14 protein-coding genes are annotated in these 17055 nt (G+C 72.1%); 9 read left to right on the top strand and 5 right to left on the bottom strand.

Annotation, left to right across the window (positions count from 1 at the left end):
• Nucleotides 1-52: 52 nt before the first annotated feature.
• Nucleotides 53-415, bottom strand: coding sequence for a helix-turn-helix domain-containing protein (locus ACIBA9_RS17755; protein ID WP_362153260.1), 363 nt, complete (start codon nt 413-415; stop codon nt 53-55).
• A complete protein-coding gene (locus ACIBA9_RS17750) occupies nt 412-675 on the bottom strand; it encodes a hypothetical protein (RefSeq protein WP_399363925.1) in 264 nt (87 codons plus the stop codon). Before ACIBA9_RS17750 ends, ACIBA9_RS17755 begins: the two co-directional genes overlap by 4 nt.
• A 159-nt stretch (nt 676-834) precedes the next feature.
• Here ACIBA9_RS17750 and ACIBA9_RS17745 point away from each other — a divergent pair, with 159 nt between their 5' ends.
• From ACIBA9_RS17745 to ACIBA9_RS17725, 5 genes are all read left to right on the top strand, one after another.
• Nucleotides 835-1665, top strand: a complete 831-nt coding sequence (locus ACIBA9_RS17745; protein ID WP_399363923.1) for a TIM barrel protein — start codon at nt 835-837, stop codon at nt 1663-1665.
• Nucleotides 1666-1703: 38 nt separating this feature from the next.
• The gene (locus tag ACIBA9_RS17740) at nt 1704-2594 is read left to right on the top strand and encodes a 2-hydroxy-3-oxopropionate reductase (RefSeq protein ID WP_399363921.1); all 891 of its coding nucleotides are present in this window, start codon (nt 1704-1706) and stop codon (nt 2592-2594) included.
• 171 nt (nt 2595-2765) lie between these two features.
• Entirely contained in the window at nt 2766-4229 is a 1464-nt protein-coding gene (locus ACIBA9_RS17735; protein ID WP_399363919.1) for a catalase, read from the top strand.
• Between the two features lie 407 nt (nt 4230-4636).
• Complete coding sequence (locus ACIBA9_RS17730) at nt 4637-4870, top strand: hypothetical protein (RefSeq protein WP_362153247.1); 234 nt, start codon at nt 4637-4639, stop codon at nt 4868-4870.
• A 159-nt stretch (nt 4871-5029) separates the two neighbouring features.
• Nucleotides 5030-5608 (top strand): TIGR04222 domain-containing membrane protein, encoded by a 579-nt coding sequence (locus ACIBA9_RS17725; protein WP_399363917.1) that lies wholly within the window; start codon nt 5030-5032, stop codon nt 5606-5608.
• A gap of 68 nt (nt 5609-5676) precedes the next feature.
• Here the strand turns inward: ACIBA9_RS17725 and gcl are convergent, their stop codons facing one another.
• Complete coding sequence (gene gcl / locus ACIBA9_RS17720; RefSeq protein WP_399363915.1) at nt 5677-7464, bottom strand: glyoxylate carboligase; 1788 nt, start codon at nt 7462-7464, stop codon at nt 5677-5679.
• A gap of 249 nt (nt 7465-7713) precedes the next feature.
• On the opposite strand from gcl, the gene ACIBA9_RS17715 reads away from it, so the two are divergent.
• A complete protein-coding gene (locus ACIBA9_RS17715; RefSeq protein ID WP_399363914.1) occupies nt 7714-8523 on the top strand; it encodes a hypothetical protein in 810 nt (269 codons plus the stop codon).
• A 23-nt stretch (nt 8524-8546) separates the two neighbouring features.
• Here ACIBA9_RS17715 and ACIBA9_RS17710 read toward each other — a convergent pair whose 3' ends face one another.
• Together ACIBA9_RS17710 and ACIBA9_RS17705 are read right to left on the bottom strand one after the other, a co-directional pair.
• Nucleotides 8547-10154 carry an AMP-binding protein gene (locus ACIBA9_RS17710; protein ID WP_399363913.1) on the bottom strand — a complete coding sequence of 536 codons (1608 nt, stop codon included), beginning with the start codon at nt 10152-10154 and terminating at the stop codon, nt 8547-8549.
• Nucleotides 10151-11824 (bottom strand): AMP-binding protein, encoded by a 1674-nt coding sequence (locus ACIBA9_RS17705; protein ID WP_399363911.1) that lies wholly within the window; start codon nt 11822-11824, stop codon nt 10151-10153. Before ACIBA9_RS17705 ends, ACIBA9_RS17710 begins: the two co-directional genes overlap by 4 nt.
• 186 nt (nt 11825-12010) lie before the next feature.
• On the opposite strand from ACIBA9_RS17705, the gene ACIBA9_RS17700 reads away from it, so the two are divergent.
• From ACIBA9_RS17700 to ACIBA9_RS17690, 3 genes are all read left to right on the top strand, one after another.
• Nucleotides 12011-12841, top strand: a complete 831-nt coding sequence (locus ACIBA9_RS17700; RefSeq protein ID WP_399363909.1) for a response regulator transcription factor — start codon at nt 12011-12013, stop codon at nt 12839-12841.
• Between the two features lie 178 nt (nt 12842-13019).
• Nucleotides 13020-15899: an ATP-binding protein gene (locus ACIBA9_RS17695; protein ID WP_399363907.1), complete on the top strand. Its 2880-nt coding sequence runs from the start codon at nt 13020-13022 to the stop codon at nt 15897-15899.
• Nucleotides 15900-16106: 207 nt separating this feature from the next.
• The gene (locus ACIBA9_RS17690; protein WP_399363905.1) at nt 16107-16898 is read left to right on the top strand and encodes a S1 family peptidase; all 792 of its coding nucleotides are present in this window, start codon (nt 16107-16109) and stop codon (nt 16896-16898) included.
• Nucleotides 16899-17055 lie beyond the last annotated feature (157 nt).

The raw sequence follows: 17055 nt of genomic DNA, 5'->3' as shown, positions 1-17055 counted from the left end.
ACGGAGGCCGCCAGGGCCGCCCGGACGGGAGCCGCCCGGGCGACGGGGCCCCTCAGACGCCCTTTTCCCGGTTGAGGTAGTTGTAGACCGTGAAGCGGCTGACGCCCAGCGCGCCCGCCACGGTCTCCACCCCGTGCCGCACGGCGAAGGCGCCCCGCGCCTCCAGTTTCCGGACGACCTCCTGCTTGGCCTTGCGGTCCAGGTCGGCCAGCGGCCGGCCCTGCCGGCGCTCCATGGCGGCCAGGATGTGGTCGAGGGAGTCGGCGAGCTGGGGCAGGCGTACGGCGACGACGTCGACGCCCTCCCAGGCGAGGACGACGTCCTCGGCACCGGCCTCGTCGGGCGGGAGTATCACTCCCCCCATGGCGTCGACCAGCGGCTTCACGGCCGCGATGAAGGGCTCGTCCCTGGTCATCTACCGCCCTCCCCGTTCCCGTCCCCGATCACGCTGACCTGGAGCGAGATCCGGGTGGCACCGGCCTCCAGGGACTTGCGCAGCAGGGTGTCGACGGCCTCCAGCACGCCGTCCGTACTCCCCTCGGCGGTGTTGCCGAAGGGGCCGACGTCCACGGCGTCCAGCTCGGCCGTCTCGATGACCTCACGCGCCGCCAGGGCGTGCGCGGGCGCCTCGTCCAGGTCGAAGGGTTCGGTCGTGAACTCCACTCTCAATCGCACGCGCTCAACCTAACGCGCGCCACCGGTTTTGGGACCGCCCGGCGGAGACCGGCCACTTGTCCCCCTTGACAAGCGCCGACACACGACGGCAATCTTCCGTTAAGCAGAAACGAACTTCCGCAATATGGAATTCCAACCAGGGAAGGGAGCGCGGCCCGAATGGGATTCGCAGACCAGCGCTTCAACGTCAACCTGTCGATCCTCTTCACGGAACTCCCGCTCCTGGAGCGCCCCGCGGCCGCCGCCGCGGCGGGCTTCACGGCGGTCGAGCTGTGGTGGCCCTGGGTCGACTCCCCCACCCCCGAGCAGTCCGAACTGGACGCCCTGAAGAAGGCGATCGAGGACGCGGGCGTCCGGCTCACGGGGCTGAACTTCTACGCCGGGCAGCTGCCGGGCCCGGACCGCGGCGCCCTGTCGATCCCGGGCGAGGAGTCGGAGAGGTTCCGCGCCAACATCGACGTGGCCGCCGACTTCGCCGCCTCCCTCGGCTGCGGGGCGCTCAACGCCCTGTACGGCAACCGCGTCGACGGTGTGGACCCGGCCGAGCAGGACGCACTCGCCCTTGAGAACCTGACCCTCGCGGCCCGAGCGGCCGACCGGGTCGGCGCGATCCTGCTGATCGAGGCCCTCAACCGGCCCGAGTCGCCGAAGTACCCGATCGTGAGCGCGCCCAGGGCCGTGGAGATCGTGGACAAGGTCAACGCGGCGACAGGCCTCGGGAACGCGAGGTTCCTGATGGACCTGTACCACCTGTCCATGAACGGCGAGGACCTGCCCTCGGTCATCGAGCGGTACGCGGCGAAGACCGGGCACGTGCAGATCGCCGACAACCCCGGCCGCGGCGCCCCGGGCACGGGCTCGCTGCCGCTGGAGGAGCTGCTCGACCAGCTGAGGAAGGCCGGTTACGACGGCCTGGTCGGCCTGGAGTACAAGCCGGGCGACCGCCCGAGCGCCGAGGCCTTCGAGTGGCTCCCGCGCGACGCGCGCTGAACCCCCGACGTAAGTCAGCAGTCAGAGAGGCACCCCCAATGAGCAACCTTCCCAAGATCGCGTGGATCGGCCTCGGCATCATGGGCTCCCCCATGTCCGAGAACCTGATCAAGGCGGGTTACGGCGTCACCGGCTACACCCTGGAGCAGGACAAGCTGGACCGCCTGGCCGGCGCCGGCGGCACCGCGGCCGGCTCGATCGCCGAGGCCGTGCGCGACGCCGACGTGATCATCACGATGGTGCCCGCCTCCCCGCACGTCGAGGCCATCGCCTACGGCCCGGACGGCATCCTGGACAACGCCCGCCAGGGCGCCCTGTTGATCGACATGTCCTCGATCACCCCGCAGACCTCCGTCGACCTGGCCAAGGCCGCCAAGGACAAGGGCATCCGGGTGCTGGACGCCCCCGTGTCCGGCGGCGAGGCCGGTGCCGTGGAGGCCGTACTGTCGATCATGGTCGGCGGCGAGCAGGCCGACTTCGACGAGGCCAAGCCGATCTTCGACGCGCTCGGCAAGACCATCGTGCTGTGCGGTCCGCACGGCTCCGGCCAGACCGTGAAGGCCGCCAACCAGCTGATCGTCGCCGTGAACATCCAGGCGTGCGCCGAGGCCGTGGTCTTCCTGGAGAAGTCCGGCGTCGACCTCGCGGCCGCGCTCGACGTCCTCAACGGCGGTCTCGCGGGCTCCACCGTGCTCACGCGCAAGAAGGACAACTTCCTGAACCGCGACTTCAAGCCGGGCTTCCGCATCGACCTGCACCACAAGGACATGGGCATCGTCACCGACGCCGCCCGCAACGTCGGTGCCGCCCTGCCGGTGGGTGCCGTGGTCGCCCAGCTCGTCGCGTCGCTGCGCGCCCAGGGCGACGGCGGCCTGGACCACTCGGCCCTGCTGCGGGCCGTCGAGCGCCTCTCCGGCGCCCAGGTCTGACCGCTCCTCCAGACTTCCGGGTCGCGGCGCCGCTGACACCTGTCCTGTCGCGCCCAGGCGGTGCCGCGGCCCGGAATCCACTTCAACAAACTGTTGACGCTCAGACGGCCCACTTCTAGGCTCCACAAAGCGGAAACAAGTTTCCGCTGACTCCCGCACGGAAGGTCCACGATGTCGAAGCGCGTGCTCACGACAGAGTCCGGCGCCCCGGTCGCCGACAACCAGAATTCCGCCTCCGCCGGCGTCGGCGGCCCGCTCCTGATCCAGGACCAGCACCTGCTGGAGAAGCTCGCGCGCTTCAACCGCGAGCGGATCCCGGAGCGTGTCGTGCATGCCCGTGGCTCCGGCGCGTACGGCCACTTCGAGGTGACCGACGACGTCACCGGTTACACCCACGCCCACTTCCTCGGCGAGGTCGGCAGGCGTACCGAGGTGTTCCTGCGCTTCTCGACGGTCGCCGACTCCCTCGGCGGCGCGGACGCCGTCCGCGACCCGCGCGGCTTCGCGGTGAAGTTCTACACCCAGGAGGGCAACTACGACCTCGTCGGCAACAACACCCCGGTGTTCTTCATCAAGGACCCGATCAAGTTCCCCGACTTCATCCACTCGCAGAAGCGGGACCCGTTCACCGGAAAGCAGGAGCCGGACAACGTCTGGGACTTCTGGGCGCACGCCCCCGAGGCAACCCACCAGGTGACCTGGCTGATGGGCGACCGCGGCATACCGGCGTCCTACCGCCACATGAACGGCTACGGCTCGCACACGTACCAGTGGACGAACGCCGCCGGCGAGGCCTTCTTCGTCAAGTACCACTTCAAGACCAACCAGGGCGTCCGCTCCCTGAGCAGCGAGCAGGCCGCGGAGATCGCGGGCAAGGACGCCAACTCCCACCAGACGGACCTGCTCCAGGCCATCGAGCGGGGTGTGCACCCGTCCTGGACCCTCTACGTCCAGATCATGCCGGCGGCCGAGGCGGCGGACTACCGCTTCAACCCGTTCGACCTGACGAAGGTGTGGCCGCACAAGGACTACCCGCTCCAGCGGGTCGGCCGCCTGGTGCTGGACCGCAACCCGGACAACGTGTTCGCCGAGGTCGAGCAGGCCGCGTTCTCCCCGAACAACTTCGTGCCCGGCATCGGCCCGTCCCCGGACAAGATGCTCCAGGGCCGGCTGTTCGCCTACGCCGACGCCCACCGCTACCGCCTGGGCGTCAACCACACCCTGCTCCCCGTGAACGCCCCGAAGGCGGTCCCCGGCGGCGCGGCGAACTACGGCCGTGACGGACTGATGGCGTCCAACGCCCAGGGCCGCCACGCCAAGAACTACGAGCCCAACTCCTACGACGGCCCGGCGGAGACCGGCCGCCCGCTGGCGGCTCCCCTGGCGGTCGCCGGTCACACCGGCACCCACGAGGCTCCCCTGCACACCAAGGACGACCACTTCTTCCAGGCGGGCGAGCTGTACCGCCTGATGACCGAGGAGGAGAAGTCCCGTCTGGTCGCGAACATCGCCGGCGGCCTGTCCCAGGTCTGCCGCGACGACGTGATCGAGAAGAACCTGGCCCACTTCCACGCCGCCGACCCGGACTACGGCAAGCGCGTGGAGGAGGCGGTCCGCGCCCTGCGCGAGGACTGAGATCCGGGAACCCAAGCAGCGTACGGCGTCTGACGGGAGGTCATGACGTCCGCACGCGGCCCGCGCGACACGCCGGACGGCCCGGATGAGGGGTTGCCGTCGGCGCGAGCGCGGGCAGGGCGAGGATCGCGGCGGTATGCGAGCCAGTGCGGTGGTCAAGGAACGGTGTGCCCTTCTCGACCTGAGGGAGGGGCGCCCGGCTCCATCGCATCCGCCGCGATCCCCACCCAGCCCCCTCGCGGGGGCCACCCGCCCCGTCCGGCGGCGCGAACGACCTGTCGCGCCCAGCCTCGCGCCGTCGGACGGTCATCACCCGCGGTACCCGAAGCGCCCCCTGATCCAGGGGGCGCTTCGCGCGTCGAGGGCCCGGGGTGCGCGGCCGGGCCTTCCGCAGCAGGCTTGAGGGCATGGGCAATCCGACGCAGTATCCGCACATCGTGGTCCACCCGCCCGCCCTGGACGGCTCCCGGCGGGTGACCGAAGGAGACGTGACCCTGGGACTCGCCTCGCATCTGGACGACGTCGTGGAGATCCTCCGGCTGGCCGACCTGGACCGGATCGAGGTGGAGGAGAGCGATCTGATCGAGTGGCAGGGCGGCGGCCCGGACGACTGGCCGGGCCTGTCGGAGCACGAGTGGTAGCGACGGCGCGTACGGCAGCGGGCGTAGCCGGTCCGCGCAACCCTCAAATCAACCTCTGAACATCGTGGCGCAGGCTTCGACACCCCCCTCGCCGGGGCAGATTATCGACACGCGGGGCCCGCCGGCACGGGGGCGGCGGGCTTCGCGCGGGGGTGCGCCATGGGGGGTACGACGACGATCCCGGCCGAGCCGCAGGCGATCGCGCTGCTGCGCGGCGGTGCCCGGGCCGCGGTGACGGTGGCGGTGCTGGAACTGCATCTGCGGGGCGTGGTCGAGGCAGACCGCACGGGGGTGATGCGCACGTGCGGCCCGGTGCCCCGAGCGTCCGTGTCCCCCCTGGCCCGGGCCGTGCACGCGGCCCTGCACCGGCCCGCCGGCATACGGCAGTTGCCGCGGCGGCGGCCGGTACGCGAAGCGCTCGGCGAGCTGCGCGCCGAGCCGGGCACGGCGGGACTGCTGCGGACGGTCCTGCCGGGCCCCACCTTCCGGGCCCGCCGGGCCCTGCGGGACCTGCGCGGCGGCCATCCGCTGCCCGGCCCCGCCCACCGCTCGGGCCTGTCCGTCGACGACAAGCTGCTCCTGGTGGCCCTGCACGGCGACCGGGCGCTGACCGCCCTGGCCGCGCGCTTCACCCGCGAGGCGGACCTCCTCGGCCGCGGCGGCGCCACGCGGGACGTGCCGCGCCACTCCTCGGGCGGTGGCGCGGACGAGGGCGGCCTCGGCCGTGGAGCGGCGTGAGCGGACAGCGCGAAGGGGCGGCCCCTCCTCGCGGAGGGACCGCCCCTGGGGCGCGGCGCGTCGGCCGGTCAGACCTTCAGCGGCTTGATCGACGTCGGCGCGTGGCCGGGCTCGGTTGCCAGGTCCTCGAACTCGGAGATGTCGCTGATGTCCATGGTGCGGCTCATCGAGATGTTGGTGATCCGCTCCAGGATCGCCTCGACGACGACCGGCACCCGGTACTCGGCGGCCAGTTTCCTGGCCTGCTCGAAGGCCGCGCGCAGCTGGTCCGGCTCGGTGACCCGGATGGCCTTGCAGCCCAGACCCTCGGCGACCTTGACGTGGTCCACGCCGTAGACGCCGAGCTCGGGCGCGTTGATGTTCTCGAACTCCAGGTTGACCTGGAAGTTGATGTCCAGGCCGATCTGCGCCTGGCGGATCAGGCCCAGGTAGGCGTTGTTGACCAGCACGTGGACGTAGGGGATGCGGTGCTGGGCGGCGACCGCCAGCTCCTCGATCAGGAACTGGAAGTCGTAGTCGCCGGAGAGCGCGACGACCGGGGAGTCCGGGTCGGCCTTGGCGACCCCGATCGCGGCCGGGATGGTCCAGCCGAGCGGACCGGCCTGACCGCAGTTGATCCAGTGCCGCGGCTTGTAGACGTGCAGCATCTGCGCGCCGGCGATCTGGGACAGGCCGATGGTGGTGACGTACCGGGTGTCCGGGCCGAAGGCCTTGTTCATCTCCTCGTACACGCGCTGCGGCTTCATCGGCACGTTCTCGAAGTGCGTGCGGCGCAGCAGGCCGGCCTTGCGCTCCTGGGTGTCGGCGACCCAGTCGGTGCGGTCGGGCAGCCGGCCCTCGGCCTTCAGCTCCTTGGCGGCGGCGACGAACAGCTCCAGCGCGGCCCTGGCGTCGGAGACGACACCGTAGTCCGGCGGGAAGATCTTGCCGATCTGCGTGGGCTCGATGTCGACGTGGACGAACGTGCGCTCCCCGCGGTACACGTCGAGCTTGTAGCCCGTGTGGCGGTTGGCCCAGCGGTTGCCGATGCCGAGGACGCAGTCCGATGCCAGGAAGTTGGCGTTGCCGTAGCGGTGCGAGGTCTGCACGCCGACCATGCCGGCGTTCAGTTCGTGGTCGTCGGGCAGGGTGCCCCAGCCCATCAGGGTGGGGATGACCGGGGTCTGGGTCAGCTCGGCGAACTCCACCAGCAGGTCGGTCGCGTCGGCGCCGATGACGCCGCCACCGGCGACGATGACCGGGCGCTCGGCGGCCAGGAGGAAGGAGAGGGCCTTGTCGATCTGGGCGCGGGTCGCGGCCGGCTTGTAGACGGGCAGCGGCTCGTAGGTCTCGACGTCGAAGTCGATCTCGGTGAGCTGGACGTCGATCGGCAGGTCGATCAGGACCGGGCCGGGGCGGCCGGAGCGCATCAGGTGGAAGGCCTGCTGGAAGACACCGGGGACCTGGGCGGCCTCCAGGACGGTGACCGCCATCTTGGTGACCGGCTTGGCGATCGAGGCGATGTCGACGGCCTGGAAGTCCTCCTTGTGGATCACGCTCGTGGGCGCCTGGCCCGTGATGCACAGGATCGGGATGGAGTCGCCGATGGCCGAGTACAGGCCGGTGATCATGTCGGTGCCGGCGGGGCCGGAAGTGCCGATGCAGACGCCGATGTTGCCCGGCTTGGTACGGGTGTAGCCCTCGGCCATGTGCGAGGCGCCCTCGACGTGGCGGGCGAGGGTGTGGTTGATCCCGCCGCCCTCCTGGAGGGCCTTGTAGAACGGGTTGATCGCCGCGCCCGGCACACCGAAGGCGTCGGTGACGCCCTCGCGCTTGAGGATCTCAACTGCCGCGCGGGCAGCGGTCATACGAGCCATCGAGTACTCCTGCTTCGGCTGTCGGATGCGTACTCCCCTCGCGCCCCGCGGTGAGCACAGTCTCCAGCTATCCATTTTCCGCATTGCGGAAGGCAACTTCTACTATCTGGAAGCAATGTAGGGGGGCGCGCCAATGTCGTCAAGAGAGGTCGAGACACCGCAAGCGCCGGACAAACGGGCTGTGGCAGGAGGACGATGGGGGGCGCCGTCCCGAGAGGACTGCTTTGTCGCGACGCCTTGGAGTGGGCCATGCCCCAGAGCGTGCCGGTGCGCTGCCCGGCCTGTCGGCGCGAGCACGTCTACCTCGCGCCGGTCTATCCGTGCGCGTGTGGGGCGCCCACCGCGCCCCGGCTGGATCCGGCCACCGAACCGGCCGTGGCGGCGCACCGGGCCTGGGACGACGAGTGGCTCACCGTGCCGTGCGCCGAGTGCGGCCGCCGCAACCACTGGCCCCACCCGGAACTGGGCTGCCCCTGCGGGACGGTACTGCGCATCCCGGTGAGGGACGGGGTTGCGGACGGGGACGCCGGCGCGGGTACGGAGACGGACGCGGACGCCTGGGTCGACCAGGGCACGGACGCCGACCCCGATCGCGGCACCGGGACGCGGTCACCGGCGAGCGTCCCGGAAGCCGTCGTCCGCCGGACCGCCTTCCGCCCCCACACCATCCGTACCGCCCGTGACGCCGTCACGGCCGCCGCGCTGTATCTGCGCTGGCTCGGCTACCGGGACATCCGCCGAGCCGACCAGCGGCCGCCGAGGGGCATCGGGCTCGCCGCCCGTGGACTGCTCGCGCAGGTGGACCCCACCGTGCGGCCGGCCGCGCCGCGGGACGTGGAGTGTCTGTGGCTGACGGCGATGACGGAATCATCGAACTGCGCGTACTTCTCCCTCGCCGGCTACACCGACGAGGCCCGGGACGGCGCCGCCGCACTCGGGATCCCGCTGTTCGTCCTGGACCTCGCGGGCGTGCCGCGGCCGGTGAACGACCCGGCCGGCACGCTGGAGGCCGAGGGCGCGCCGGAGCGGGAGACCAAGGCGCGGGACGGACGAATCTGATCGCCCCCGGCCCGGCGCTTGCCTCACACCCGGAACTCCTCCCTCAGTTCGACCTTGCGCACCTTTCCGGACACCGTCATCGGGAAGGAGTCGAGGATGCGGAGCCTGCTGGGGATCTTGTAGTGGGCGAGCCGGCCCTCGCAGAAGCCACGTAGTTCCTCCAGGGTGGGCGGGTCGTCGGCGTCGCGCGGGATGACACAGGCGAGGACCTCCTCGCCGTACCTCTCGTGCGGCACCCCGACGACCTGGACGTCCCTGATCCCGGGGTGGGCGTAGAGGAACTCCTCGATCTCGCGCGGGTAGATGTTCTCGCCGCCCCGGATGATCATGTCCTTGATACGGCCGACGATCTCGACGTACCCGTCCTCACGCATCACCGCGAGGTCGCCGGTGTGCATCCAGCGGCCCGCGTCGACGGCCTCGGCGGTCTTCTCCGGCTCGTTCCAGTAGCCGAGCATCACGCTGTATCCCCGGGTGCACAGCTCGCCGGCGGTCCCACGGGGCAGGGTGACGCCGTCGGCGCCGACGACCTTGACCTCCAGATGGGGCAGGACGCGGCCGACGGTGGCGGTGCGGTGCTCCAGGTCGTCCTCGATCCGCGTCTGCAGCGACACGGGCGAGGTCTCCGTCATGCCGTAGCAGATGGACACCTCCGCCATGTGCATCTCGGCGACCACCCGCTTCATCACCTCCACCGGGCAGGGGGAGCCCGCCATGATGCCGGTGCGCAGGGTGGACAGGTCGTAGGAGGCGAAGTCCGGCAGGTTCAGCTCGGCGATGAACATCGTCGGGACGCCGTACAGGGAGGTGCAGCGCTCCCGCTGCACGGCCCGCAGGGTGGCCGCCGGGTCGAAGGACGGCGCCGGGATCACTATGCAGGCGCCGTGCGAGGTGGCCGCCAGATTGCCCATCACCATGCCGAAGCAGTGGTAGAAGGGCACGGGGACGCAGATCCGGTCCTGTTCCGTGTAGGCGACCGACTCCCCCACGAAGTAACCGTTGTTGAGGATGTTGTGGTGGGAGAGGGTGGCGCCCTTGGGGAAGCCGGTGGTGCCCGAGGTGTACTGGATGTTGATGGGGTCGTCGCAGGACAGCCCGCTCTCGCGGGAGCGCAGATCCTCGTGCGGATCGGGCGTCGAGCGGCCGAGCAGCGCGTCCCAGCCCGGATCGCCGATGTACACGACCTCACCCAACAGCGGACACGCGCCGCGCACTTCCTCCACCATCGCCCGGTAGTCGCTGCCCTTGTGGCTCAGCGAGGCGAACAGCAGGCGGACGCCGGCCTGGCGGAGGACGAACTCCACCTCGTGCGTCCGGTACGCCGGGTTGATGTTGACCATGATCGCGCCAATCCGGGCGGTGGCGTACTGCACCAGCACCCACTCGGCGCAGTTGACGGCCCAGATGCCCACCCGGTCGCCCTGGGCGATGCCGCTCGCGAGCAGCGCGTTCGCCAGCCGGTCGACGTCGGCGGCGAAACGCGCGTAGGTCCAGCGCCGCCCGGAGGGGACGTCGACCAGGACCTCGCGGTCGGGCCAGGCGGCGACGGCCCGGTCGAGGTTCGCGCCGATGGTGTCGCCGAGCAGGGCGGTGGCGGAGGTGCCGTGCGTGTACGACGGTTGCGAGATCACCGGAAGTCCTCCTCGCGGTACTCGTCCGCGGAGCCCTGGGCCGTGGCCTCGCGCAGCTCGATGCGGCGGATCTTGCCGGAGACGGTCTTGGGCAGCGCGCCGAACTCCAGCCGGCGGATGCGCTTGTAGGGGGCGAGCACCTCGCGGGAGTGCTCGAAGACGACCTTCGCGGTGCCGGGTCCCGGCTCCCAGCCCTCGGCGAGGACGACGTACGCCTTGGGTACGGCGAGCCGCAGCCCGTCCGGGGCGGGGACGACGGCGGCCTCGGCGACCGCCGCGTGCTCCAGCAGCGCGCTCTCCAGCTCGAACGGGCTGATCTTGTAGTCGGAGGCCTTGAAGACGTCGTCGGCGCGGCCGACGTAGGTCAGATAGCCGTCCTCGTCGCGGGAGGCGATGTCACCGGTGCGGTAGTAGCCGCCCGCCATGGCCTCGGCCGTGCGGTCGGGGTCGCCGTGGTACCCGGTCATCAGGCCTACCGGACGCTCGGAGAGGTCGAGGGCGATCTCCCCCTCGGCCGCGCCGGGCGCGCCGGACACCGGGTCGAGGAGTTCGACGCGGTACCCGGGGCTGGGGCGGCCCATCGAGCCCGTCTTCAGGGGCTGTCCGGGGCTGTTGGACACCTGCACGGCGGTCTCGGTCTGTCCGAAGCCGTCCCGGATCGTGACGCCCCAGGCCCGGCGGACCTGCTCGATGACCTCGGGGTTGAGCGGTTCGCCCGCGGCGACCACCTCGCGGGGCCGGGTGCGCAACAGGCCGAGATCGGCCTGGATGAGCATGCGCCAGACGGTCGGCGGGGCGCAGAAGGTGGTGACCCCCGCGCGGTCCATCTCGGCCATCAGCCGGGTCGCGTCGAAGCGGTCGTAGTTGAAGAGGAAGACGGTCGCCTCGGCGTTCCACGGCGCGAACAGATTGGACCAGGCGTGCTTGGCCCAGCCGGGCGAGGAGATGTTCAGGTGCACGTCGCCCGGCTTCAGCCCGATCCAGTACATGGTGGCCAGGTGCCCGATGGGGTAGGAGGTGTGGGTGTGCTCGACCAGCTTGGGGCGGGCGGTGGTCCCCGAGGTGAAGTAGAGCATCAGCGGGTCGTCGGCCAGGGTGGGCCCCTCGGGGAGGAACTCGGCGGAGGCCGCGTAGGCGTCCTCGTACGGCTCCCAGCCCTCCTCCGGCAGACCGCCCACGCTGATCCGGGTGTAGGTGCCGGGCACCTCGTCGAACTTGGCGGTGTCCTCGGCCCGCGTGACGACGTGCTTGACCCGTCCCCGCTCGACGCGGTCGCGCAGGTCGGCCGGGCCGAGCAGCGGGGTGGCCGGAATGACGACCGCGCGCAGCTTCATGGCGGCCAGCGCGGTCTCCCACAGTTCGGCCTGGTTGCCGAGCATGACGAGGACGCGGTCCTCGGCGGCGACACCCCGCTCGTGCAGCCAGCGGGCGACCCGGTTGGAGCGTTCGGACATCTGCGCGTAGGACAGCCGGGTCTCGGTGCCGTCCTCCTCGACGATGTGCAGGGCGGTGCGGTCGTTGCCGGCGGCGATCACGTCGAACCAGTCCAGCGCCCAGTTGAACCGGGCGGGCCGCGGCCAGCGGAAGCCCTCGTAGGCCCCGGTGTAGTCCTCGCGGTGCGCGAGCAGGAAGTCCCGGGCGCTCCGGAAGGCCTCGGTCGCCGTCGTCATCTGTGTCCTCCATGCTTCCTCGGTCGTCCACCCCGGGCGCTCTCGGCCGCGCGCCCGCGGGTTCACTCCCGTGTTTCCGGACCATTGCCGGGCCGCTCTCTGGCATCGTCTAATCCGTGATGCAGGTCTCACTACCCCCGAACGGGGGTGCAGTCCACATGTGAGCCGTGCCGAAGGAGCGATGAGGTGGCAGCAGAGGGCGTCGCGGCGGTGGAGATAAGCGGTGCGCTGACCCGGCTGCGACACGCCACCGGGCTCCCGGTCGCGTTCGGCGGGCTGGTCGAGTCCGGCCGGCCGCGGGTGCGCATCAGCGAGCTGAGCGGCACGACGACGGCCGCCCTGCGCTCGCTCGCGGTGACCTCCGGCAACGGGCTGGGCGGCAGGGCGGTGGCGCTGGCCCGGCCGTGCGCGGTGACGGACTACTCCAGTTCCCGGCAGATCAGCCACGAGTACGACGTGCCGGTGGCCGCCGAGGGCATCCGCTCGGTACTGGCGGTACCGGTCGTCGTACGGCGGCGCGTGCGCGGGGTGCTGTACGGCGCCCTGCGCTCGGCCCGGCCGCTCGGCGACCGCACGCTGGGCGCGGCGATGGCGGTGGCGCGGGACGTGGAACAGGCGCTGGTGGTGCGGGACGAGGTGGGGGAGCTGCTGGCGGTGGCCCGGCCGGAACCGGCCGGCCCGGACCGGGGTGCCGCCTGGGAACAGGTGCGCGAGGCACACGCTGCGCTGCGGGCGCTGGCGCCGCGGATCACCGACCCCGGACTGCGGGACGAACTGCTGAGCGCGTGCGGCCTGTTGACCGTGGAGCGACGGGCGGACGGCGCGAGCCTGGCGCCGCGCGAACTCGACGTGCTCTCCTGGGTGGCGGAGGGTGCCACCAACGCGGCCGCCGCCGAGCGGCTGGGGTTGCGTCCGGAGACGGTCAAGAGCTATCTGCGCTCTGCGATGCGGAAGCTGGGCGCGCACACCCGAGGGGAGGCGGTGACGGCGGCCCGCAGGGCGGGACTGCTGCCGTAGGGCACGGGGCCTGGAAGGGGCCCGGACGGGAACCCGGCGGTGAACCTCACCCATTCATGCGGCGAGGACCTGAATTTTGTTATGCGTGACCGTTGTTATTTCCCTCACCACGGCTTCCGTCCGAATTTCGACGATCGTTGCCTAGAATTTGGCCCGGACACGACACACGAGGGGAGCGGTGACCGTGCGACGGGACTTCCAGGAGTCTGCCAGGTGCCGCCCCGACCTGGTCATCGGCCGCGAGGAGCTGTTCACCGCCGCCCGCGACCAACTCGCCTCGGGCGGCAGTGTGCTGCTCCACGGCCCCGCCGGAATAGGGAAATCCACCGTCCTGCGGACATTGGCCGAGGAATACGCGGCCACCGCCCGCACCGTCCTGCGCTGTTCGGCGACCGAATCAGAATCGCATCTTCCGTTTCTCGCCCTCGCCGACCTGCTCGGTCTGGTCCTCGACGACGTCTCGCCCCGGCTGCCCGCCGCCCAGCGCACCGCACTGGAGTCGGCGCTCACCGGCCGCGGCGAGTCCAGCCTCCAGCGGGACGGCCTCGCCCTGCGCCTCGCGGTGCTCTCCGCCCTGCGCGCCCTGGCCGCCCGAGGTCCCGTACTGCTCGTCGCCGACGATCTGCAGTGGCTGGATCCGGCCAGCGCCGAACTGCTCGGCTTCGCCGCCCGCCGCCTGGGGGGCACCCCCGTACAACTGCTGTGCGCGGTACGCACGGAGGGACAGGAGAGCCAGGAGTACGACCGCCATCTGCGGGCCTGCCCGCCGGGCACACGCGCCGTCCGGCTGGGCCCGCTCTCCCGCACCCAGGTGGCCCAGCTGCTCGACCACCGCGGCCACGGCGGCCTGCCCCGCTCCACGGTGCGCGAGATCCACAGCACCAGCGGCGGCAATCCGCTCTTCGCCCTCGAACTCGGCCGGGCCCTCGCCGAGAGCCCCACACCACCCCGGCCGGGCGAGCCGCTGCCGGTGCCCACCTCCCTGCGCGCCCTGGTGCTCAGCCGCCTGGACATGCTCTCCGTCGAGGCCCGTCGCACCCTGCTGGTGGCCAGCGCCGGCGCCCGCCCCACCCCGGCACTGCTGCACGCGGCCGGCCGGGAGCACGCCGAGGCCGAGTGCGCCCAGGCCGCCGAACTGGGCCTGCTGGCCACCGAGCCGGACGCTCCCACCCTGCGGTTCGCGCATCCACTGATCTCCGCCGCCCTGTACGCGGAGGCGCCCGCACACGAACGGCGGGCAGCACACGCGGCACTCTCCACCGCCGCCTGCGACCCGATCGAACGGGCCCGGCACCTGGCGCTGGCCACCACCGGCACCGACCCGGAGGTCGCCGCCCGGCTCGCCGCGGCCGCGAGCCTGGCCCGCGACCGCGGGGCGCCCTCGGTCGCCGCCCACCTCGGGCTGCTCGCCGCCCGGCACACCCCGGCCGACGGCGTACCGAGCCCGGAGGAACGCCGGCTGCAGGCCGCCGAGGACGCGATCACCGCCGGCGAGGTCGACCTGGCCCGGGACATCGCCCGGGAGGTCCTCACCCGGGCGACCGTGCCCGCCGACCGGGTGCGCGCCTGGATCATCGTCATCGACACCGCGGGGCACACCATGGCGGAGGTCGACGCCGTCTTCCCGCAGGCCCTCGCCGACGCCGGCGACGACCCCCGGCTGCTGGCCCTGGTGCACTACCAGCTGGCCTGGCGGGCGCTGATCGTCGAGGGGGACTTCACCGAGGCACGGCAGGCCGCCGCACACGCCGCCGAGCTGGCCGAGCGCGGCGCGGACCGGCGCACCGAACTGCTCTCCCTTGCCTTCCAGGCCCAGACCGAGACCCTGATGGGCCATCCGCAGGCGCCCCGCACGATCAAGCGCGCCCTGCGCGAACCCCAGGATCCGCGGGTGGCCTGGCATCACAACGGGGCGGGCAGCGCCCGGTTCCGCTGGCTGGTCATGGGCGACCAGCTGGCCGAGGCCCGCACCACGGTCACCGCGCTGCTGCGCGAGGTGCGCCGGCGCGGGTCGGTGGAGAGCGAGGTGCACTTCCTGCGCGGGCTCGCCGAGACCGAGCTGCGCTCCGGGCACTGCGGCCGGGCCCTGGAGCTGGCCCGCGAGAGCCTGCGGCTCGCCCGGGACTCCGGGATCGGGGAGACCGCCTCGGCGATGCTCACCTCGCTCGCCGAGGCCTCCGGCGGTGACGTGGACCGGGCGCTGGCCCTCGCCCGGGAGGCGGTGGAGCACGCCGAGGAGGACGGCGACCAGATGTACCTCTCACGGGCCCTGGGCGCCCTCGGGTACGCCCAGTTGGTGGCCGGGGACCCCGCGGGCACGGTCCGCTCGCTGCGCCGGGTGCGCAGTCTGGAGCTGGGCCTCGGCATCACCGACCCGGCCCGCGGCCGCTGGCAGGGCGACCTCGCCGAGGCGCTGGTCCGCATCGGTGAACCCGCCGAGGCGCAGGACGTCATCGACGTGAGCCGCGAGCACGCGCTGCGGCTCGGCCGGGAGAGCGTCCTCGCCGTCCTCGACCGGGCCGAGGCCCTGGTCCGTGCCGCCCAGGGCGACCACGAGGCCGCGCTGGGCCAGCTGACGTCCGCTCAGGACCGGCTCGGCAAGCTCGGCTACGGGCTGGAGGAGGCACGGGCCGCGTTCGCGCTGGCCCGGCTGCCGGTCCGCCGCCCGCAGCGAACGGGGGGCGGCCCGGGTACGGGGGGCCCGGGAGGCGTGGAGGCGGTCCGGAAGAACACGGCCGCGTTCGAGGAGGCCACCCGGATGTTCCGCCGGTGCCGGGCGCTGCCCTGGTTGCGCCAGGTGGACGAGATCCGCGCCACCCCCGGGGCGGACACCGCGCCGGCCGTACCGGACGCCCTGCACGCGCTGGACATGCTTGCCGCGATGGAGCGTCAGGTCGCCGCGCTCGTGATGGAGGGCGCCACCAACCGGGAGATAGCGGCCCGGTTGTTCATCAGTGTGAAGACGGTGGAGGCGACCCTGACCCGGGTCTACCGCAAGCTGGGGATCCGATCGCGCGTGGACATCGTCCGATTGGCGGCAGGTCGGCGCGCGAACTGAGCACCGCCCTTGTTAACTGAACCGGACCGAGGGTTTTCCCTCACCCAACCCCCTAGGGGGTTCCCTCATTGGGAGCCAAGGGTTCCGGGTCCTAGCGTAATGGGCGTGCCGCTCGCCCGGGCACACGGGGGTCGGTCCCGCGCCCCCCGTGCACACCCCCCACACCCGCGCGACCCCCCACCGGTGCAACCCCCACTGAGGAGACTCATGTTCGGGCCAAGACGTGCCAGACAGACCGCCGCGACCCTGGTGGCCACCGCCGCCGCGGCGGTGACCGCGCTGCTCGCCTCCCCCACCGCGAGCGCCGCCCCCCAGCCCATCGTCGGCGGGACGACGACCACGACGACCGCGTACCCGTTCACGATGCAGATCACCGACGCCTCCCAGAACCAGTTCTGCGGCGGCACCCTGGTGGCGCCCAAGAAGGTCGTGACGGCCGCGCACTGCATGGCCGGCGAGTCCACGAGCAGCGTCCGCGTCATCGGTGGCCGGACGTATCTGAACGGCACCAACGGCACGGTGAGCCGGGTCAGCAAGATCTGGATCAACCCGGACTACACGGACGCCACCAACGGCGACGACGTGGCCGTGCTGACCCTCTCGACGTCGATGCCGTACACCCCGGCCTCGTACGTCTCCTCCTCCCAGACGAGCGTGTACGCGGCCGGTACCACGGCCCGGATCCTCGGCTGGGGCACCACCTCGGAGAACGGCAGCTCCTCCAACCAGCTGCGGACCGCGACCGTGCCGATCGTGTCCGACTCCAGCTGCCGTTCCTCCTACGGTTCGGACTTCGTCCAGTCCGACATGGTGTGCGCCGGCTACCCGGCCGGCGGCGTAGACACCTGCCAGGGCGACAGCGGCGGTCCCCTGCTCATCGGGGGCGTCCTGGCAGGGATCACTTCTTGGGGCGAGGGGTGCGCGGAGGGGGGTTACCCGGGTGTGTACACCCGGCTGACCACCTTCTCGGACCTGGTGACCGCACAGGTCAACTCGTGACCCGGAAGTCCTCCCGAGCATCCCTCGGGTAGATGCCAGGGGGGCGGGGGGGGGGGGGCCCCCCCGCCCCCCCCCCCCCCCCACCCCCCCCCCCCCCCCCGCGGCGCCCGGGGGGGGGGGGGGGGGGGGGGCCCCCCCCCCCCCCGGGGGGGCCCCC

This window comes from Streptomyces sp. NPDC051452 (assembly GCF_044454765.1).
GTDB lineage: Bacteria > Actinomycetota > Actinomycetes > Streptomycetales > Streptomycetaceae > Streptomyces.
Note: the sequence above shows the minus strand (reverse complement) of the source record. Positions and strands in the feature narration are given on the sequence as shown.